Origin of the sequence: Companilactobacillus mindensis DSM 14500 (assembly GCF_001434275.1) — a bacterium.
Classification (GTDB): domain Bacteria; phylum Bacillota; class Bacilli; order Lactobacillales; family Lactobacillaceae; genus Companilactobacillus; species Companilactobacillus mindensis.
This window is the reverse complement of sequence record NZ_AZEZ01000066.1, coordinates 24475-30474: the sequence shown is the minus strand read 5'-3', so window position 1 is coordinate 30474 and position 6000 is coordinate 24475. Positions and strand designations below refer to the sequence as shown.

Sequence of the window (6000 nt, the reverse complement as noted above, 5' to 3'; positions counted from 1 at the left end):
ACCCGGTATGGGTTTATTTTTTTACTTTGTGTTGCATTTCAATTGTAAATTCGCCGGGTTTAAAAACACCAATAAAGACTCGACGAACTGTGGATCACCTTCAAGAGAAGTATAACTGGATAAAAGATTTATTTCACTACATGGTTACGAGGGAGAGCGGAGCGACCCCTCAGATAGTTTTTTGTGCACTTTTTTTCTAAAAAATTCTTTATTTTCTATCTTTTGGCATTTTAAAAGGCTATGATTAGGATTGTTAATTAAATTAAAAGGAGTTTTACTATGTCACGTAGTTTAAAGAAGATTGCTTTAATTTTCGCTACTTTGCTCTTAGTATTAGGTTCATTGCCATTCTTGAATCTTACAACAGCTAAAGCGGCTGATGAGGTTGGTAATGACAAAATCACTATCGGAACGCTCAAGAATACAGCCGCCATGCCAGCAGTCGTAGCGAATACTACTAATGGTTTTAACCTCAACAACGTCAACGTAGACGTCAAGTCATTCGATACTAACAAAGAACTAAACGATGCCATTACTCAAGGAACTGTCAATGTGGCGGTAACTGATCTAGTTAGTTACGCTTCATTCGTTAAGAAGAATCCTAAATGGCAAATCGCCGGTACTATGCCTGGTTATTCAGGATTAGTTGCTAACAAGAAATACAAGAAGATCAAGAATTTGAAACACAAGACGATTGCACTTGATAAAACTAATTCATCAAAGATGTATCTCAAGTCAGTTTTGAAGAAAAACAAGATGAAATTATCAAGTGTCAAGATCAAGCAAGTTGATTCAGCTGATGAACGTGTTAAAGAATTGAAGTCTGGTACAGTTGACGCTGCTATCTTGGACGATCCAGCTTTGAGCAATGCCAAGAGTAACGGTGCCAAGGTCTTGAACAAGCAAAAATCAAACAAAGATAATGGCGACATTTTGATCATCAACAAGGACTTTTCAAAGACGAACGTTTCTTCAACGCAAATCCTTGTAAGTACTATGGATGAACAAATCAGTCGTTTCAACAAGATCGGTAACTACACAATGTGGAACGATGCACTTCGTGAATTCACAGTTACAAACAAAGCGGTTAATTCATTGAACTCAGCCGATATGAAGATCAAGAAGATCCACAAGGTCAAGAAGTCTGATTACAAGAAAGCCTTCAAGTATGCTAAATCCCAAAAACTTTACAAAGGTAAGATCAGCATGAAGGGCCACGTTTTAAAGGTTAAAGACGTTAAATAGCAATTTCAAAATTCTCTAGTAAAAAACTAGGGAATTTTTTTATTTTCGGCAAAATTGGCAAACCATTTACGTAATCTAAGATGTACCAAAAAAAATAAAGAAAGTTAGGTGTTCAACATGGACATTAAAAAATTGAATTACTGCTTCAAAAGTGATGTAAACCAAGCATTTTTAGCTGAATTTCAAGGTTTCTTGAAAGAATACGGCATCTTAGAAGAAATGGCTCAAGACGGCTTCGAAGCCCGAGCAATCCAAAATAAATTGAACGTCCAACATTTACAAACATGGCTAACCGAGACCGGCAACTTGATCGGTGGCCTGAATAAGAACCCGATGGTCTCAGTAGCCAAAGCCTTGACCAACAAGTGCGACCGTTACGAAGAAAGCATTAAGATGTCCCAACTAGTTAAGGATTTAGACGAAGCCCCAACTGATAAATATCGGGACCTAGTCTTAGAATTCAAACCAGCCCTGCAACACTTGAATACCATTGCTCAGTTTGATTAAGACTGGGGTTTGTTCATTTATAATGAAATATTTTTCCCCTAATTCATTTGTAATACGATAATTGCTTTGAAAATATTAATATACTAAAGCGATATATAAAGACCCTAGTCTGGAATGAAATTCTGGTGGATGCTAAGCCGTGGAAGTCTCTTAGCTGGCGGCACCTTGCCAGGTTAGAGACAGACAAGCTTAGAGACAATTTGAACCGTAATTGGCTATAAGTTGCTCTCACAGCGTTCCAGCAATCCACCAGAATTTCATGGAAGACGGCAGTGAACAAAACCGTTAAAAATAACTTACGATTTTTTTATTTCGACGAATTTAACCATAATGACTGCTAAAATGTCATTATCGATAAAATAATTTGGGGAATAAATTTGAATAAGAAGAGATTAGTCTATATTGATGTGATTAGGGTCTTTGCCATGATCTTAGTGGTATTGTCGCATTCGTGTGCGACTTTGCTCAGTCATAAAACGCATGATTTAAATTGGTCCGTCGCCAATTCCTTAGTAGTAGTGACGGAAGTAGCCGTGCCGTTGTTTTTCATGATCAGTGGCTCGACTATTTTGAATAGCCAAAAAACTTACAGCTTGAAGTATTTATTTCGACATCGCTTAGTCCGGATAATGGTGCCATTTATAGTTTGGTCAGTCATCTCAGCCTTTGGCTACAGTCTGATCAATCACCACGCCGCTTTAGATCCGTGGGAGCGAATCCTGTTGATGTATCACAAGCCAGTTTTGATAGCGTATTGGTTCATTTATCCGTTGATAGCACTGTATTTGTTGTCGCCACTGTTAAAAGCTATGGTCAGTCGAGTCGATGACGGCATGTTGACATATTTGTTGGTCATTTGGATGATCTTTAATATCGTTTTGCCACAAGTCGTCAGCAATACGCCCCATTCCATCGGAGTTTATTTTGACGTTTATCCAATGGGCAAAGTCATCTTCTCACGCAGTCTGGGATATTTTATTCTCGGGTATCGAGTAACCAGAGGCAAGCACCGTCGAATCAATCCTTGGTTGAATTCGTTATTGATCATTATTTTGCTGGCCATCAATATCGTCATCAGTTTCGTCACTTTGGATAAATCTATGCAATTATGGAACATCTTAGCCGCCATCAATTTGCCGATCATCGTGATCTTGATATATTTGTCATTACGAGCTCTGGAGCCACATTATCCTCGCTGGTTTGCCGGTATGATAGAAGCAGCCGCTCCAACGACCTATGGCGTATATTTGATGCACGGCATCACGATCTTCACGATCCAAGAATTCGTAAAACCAACCAATTACGGCTACATCTTCGCATTGACCTTAGTAGCCTGCGTCTTAGTGATCCTCATCTTGAGTCACATACCGTTTGTCAGAAGGGTATTTACTTAGAAATTTAGAAAAAGACCAAATCTCAGATTTTGTTCGCAGGGATTTGGTCTTTTTGATACCATTAATGAAAAGTTAGAAATAGAAGGTAATGAATATGTTTAGATTTAAAAAGAATCAAGTGGAATTGGAGAAAGATTTAAAAAAATATATTGATAATTTGGATTTTGAAGAAGAATTGATAAGAATGAATATCTTACCTGACAAGATGATTTCAAGTCAAAAAATATCTTTAAAATTAGAATCAAAATCAAATATTAACGAAGAAATCTATTATAATTCTGTAAAAAACAACAATGCTTTATTAAAGGCTGAATAAGAATAACTGAATATTTAATAACTAACCTAGTCTGGAATGAAATCCCGGTGGATGCTCAGCCGTGGCAGTCTCTTGGCTGGCGTACTCTGCCAGGTTAGAGACAGACAAGCTTAGAGACAATTTGAACTGCAATTGGCTCTAAGTTGCTCTCACAGCGTTCCAGCAATCCACCGGGATTTCATGGAAGACGGCAGTGAACCATTCCCCAAATACCAATACAAATACAAAATAATCAAACACCCTTTTTTTATTTCAATTAATGTATAATAAAAGCAGTATTAACTTAAAAGGTGGTATTACAATGCTTGAAAATGTGCATGGTATTGTTAAGGTCAACCAAGACAGCCGTTACGTGGTCTTCTTGTTTGATTCTTATGAAGTAAATCGTAAAATGTTACAAGACAAATATGTTAAAGGTGAATCAGCTTGGTACACTGATGCCAAAGCTACCGGCGACGACGGCAAAACTTTCTACCGCATTGCTGAAGATGGCGAGTGGATCGAAGCAGAATACGTTACTTACGTACCAATGACTGACTAATGTTACAAGTCGGTTAAATTTGCTAAAAAATGTTTAAAAATAGCCTGTTTTCTTAAGGTTTTATTGAAGGTAATCCGTTTACATAGTAGTCTACACTTAGTTATATTTTTAATTGGAGGGAGACAATTATGAATAGAAAATGGGTTGCCTCTACTGCTTTAGCTAGCTTTCTAGCAGCAGTTGGTGTATCTTCGAATACTTCTCCAGTAAAAGCTGCTATGGCGACTGATGATGGGAATACTGACGATCAAGACCAAACATCCACTGATACGAAGGATACTTCTGTTGCCAGTGTTATGGACAAGCAGGGTGCTCCAATCAGTGAGTCCGCAGCGGATGCTATTGAAGCTACTGAAAAGGACAATGGAGCTAGAAGTGTTTTGCCAGCTAGTGCAGTAGCCGCTTTGACACAGGCCAGTGCTACTACAAATGGTGCATCACAAAATCAACAAGCTACTTTTTTGAAAAATATCGGTCCAATTGCCCAACAAGCAGCTGCTAAATACAACGTCTATGCTTCCGTAATGTTGGCACAGGCGATTGTTGAAAGTGCTTGGGGTCAGTCAGGATTATCGACTCAATATAATAATTATTTTGGCGTTAAGGGCGATTATAATGGCTCGTTTGCGAACTATCCTACAACTGAGTGGAGTTCCGACAAGGGCTATTATACGATCTATGCTAATTTCCGCAGTTACCCAACGATCTACGATTCATTCGCCGATAATGGGAATCTTTTGCGGAATGGTATTAGTGGTGCCCCTGATTTTTACAAAGGAACTTGGAAGGAAAATACTTCATCATATAAAGACGCTACGGCTTGGCTGCAGGGACGTTATGCAACTAGCCCAATTTATGCGTCAACTTTGAATAATATAATCGGGACATATAATTTGACTCAATATGATAGCGAACCTAGTACTAATGGTACAGGTGACAGTTCAGTAAATGGAACTAAGACTTCCATTAGCGATACTGTAAAAGTTACAAATAAGAATACAGCAAAAATTTATATCAATGCCAATCCAAATCAGATTGCCGCAAACCGTGCTTTGGGATACGACACAGAATGGCATGCTTCCGCAAAAGTAGTCGCTGCCGATGGAACAGTTTATTATCAAGTTGCTTCCAACGAGTACGTCAAAGCCAGCGATGTGGAATTGTCGTCTGAAAAATCCAATCCGAAAGTTAAATTGGCTGATACAGCTATCGTTATCAATAAGGCTGGATCAGTGGTTTACAGTGCCGCTAACAAACAAGCTGCAACTTCACGAGTTTTGCCATATCAATCTTCATGGATCACCACAGCTTACGTTGTCGATGACGAAGGCAATACTTTCTACTTTGTTGGCAATAATGCTTACGTTTTGGCTGATGATGTGACCTTGAAGTCGCAACAAGCCCACGATGAGTATAAGGAAGATGTTATCAGTCCTTATCCAGATATCGTTCACGTAACGGCCACTCCAAGTGCCAGAGCCTATGATTCCAAACACAACGCTTTAGCAGTCAGTTTGGCCAATGGCACCGATTGGAAGATCGACCAAAAGTCAGTTCACAACGACGGCAGCGTATGGTATCGTGTCGCAACTGACCAATGGGTCAGATCAACCGACGTTGAAGTAAAAGGCTCCAATTACGTTACATCCGTATCCGGCATGGTTAAAATCAACTATATCCCCGGCTACGGTGTCAACGTCTACAACAGTCCGGCTGCTAACAACAAGTTCACAGGAACTCGTTTGGCTGATGGAACAACTTGGCGAGTTACTTCCAAGCAAATTGTCGATGGACAAACTTGGTACAAAGTAAACGCTGGCTGGGTCAATGGTAAGTATTGTATTTATAATGCTGACTAAATGATTTTCGTTTGGAATTAGATAACTTTAAAAGATTAAATATAGTCCATATCAATTGAAAATAGTTGATATGGACTTTTTTTGTTGCCGATATTATTTGTTTAATAAACTGACTATATTTATATAGTTATTAAAAAA

Annotated in this window: 6 protein-coding genes; all 6 read left to right on the top strand. The window is 38.7% G+C overall.

Going from position 1 to position 6000, the window contains the following annotated elements:
* Positions 1 to 279 precede the first annotated feature (279 nt).
* The 6 genes from FD29_RS06135 to FD29_RS06110 all read left to right on the top strand — a co-directional run bounded on the left by FD29_RS06135 (position 280) and on the right by FD29_RS06110 (position 5862).
* Positions 280 to 1245: an ABC transporter substrate-binding protein gene (locus tag FD29_RS06135; RefSeq protein WP_057888072.1), complete on the top strand. Its 966-nt coding sequence runs from the start codon at positions 280 to 282 to the stop codon at positions 1243 to 1245.
* A gap of 117 nt (positions 1246 to 1362) precedes the next feature.
* Complete coding sequence (locus FD29_RS06130; RefSeq protein WP_057888071.1) at positions 1363 to 1752, top strand: hypothetical protein; 390 nt, start codon at positions 1363 to 1365, stop codon at positions 1750 to 1752.
* A gap of 377 nt (positions 1753 to 2129) precedes the next feature.
* Positions 2130 to 3146, top strand: a complete 1017-nt coding sequence (locus FD29_RS06125; RefSeq protein WP_057888070.1) for an acyltransferase — start codon at positions 2130 to 2132, stop codon at positions 3144 to 3146.
* A gap of 94 nt (positions 3147 to 3240) precedes the next feature.
* A complete protein-coding gene (locus FD29_RS06120; protein ID WP_057888069.1) occupies positions 3241 to 3462 on the top strand; it encodes a hypothetical protein in 222 nt (73 codons plus the stop codon).
* Positions 3463 to 3763: 301 nt separating this feature from the next.
* Positions 3764 to 4003, top strand: a complete 240-nt coding sequence (locus FD29_RS06115) for a hypothetical protein (protein WP_057888068.1) — start codon at positions 3764 to 3766, stop codon at positions 4001 to 4003.
* Positions 4004 to 4131: 128 nt separating this feature from the next.
* Complete coding sequence (locus tag FD29_RS06110; RefSeq protein ID WP_057888067.1) at positions 4132 to 5862, top strand: glycoside hydrolase family 73 protein; 1731 nt, start codon at positions 4132 to 4134, stop codon at positions 5860 to 5862.
* Positions 5863 to 6000 lie beyond the last annotated feature (138 nt).